This window comes from Oceanospirillum sediminis (assembly GCF_014164585.1).
Lineage (GTDB): Bacteria > Pseudomonadota > Gammaproteobacteria > Pseudomonadales > Halomonadaceae > Oceanospirillum > Oceanospirillum sediminis.
On record NZ_JACJFM010000255.1, the window covers coordinates 1 to 345 of the forward strand.

Below are 345 nucleotides of genomic sequence, written 5' to 3' on the forward strand. Positions count from 1 at the left end.
TGAGATTTATGTGGCTCCCGATAATTTTACCATTGAAACCATTGATGAAACTTGTCAAGGTAAGAACGGACAAATAAAGATTGATACAAAATTCAGGCATAATTATAATGTAACTATTGGAGGCACTGAATATACGTTTAACGAGCTTTTAAATCTTCCAAATTTAGATCCAGGTACTTATGATGTATGTATAGGAATTACAAATACAACATATCAATACTGTGTTAGTCTTAAAATTGAAGCTTCAGACCTGTTGACTGGAAAATTTGTTTCTGGAAAACAAGGTGCTGTGGCCGTTGAAATCGAAACAGGTACTGCACCTTATAAAGTGTTTGTAAACAATAA

At 33.0% G+C, this 345-nt stretch carries 1 protein-coding gene; it reads left to right on the top strand.

Annotated elements, in window-relative coordinates:
* Nucleotides 1-345: hypothetical protein (locus tag H4O21_RS28605; protein ID WP_220495891.1), on the top strand; the 345-nt coding region annotated here is incomplete at both ends.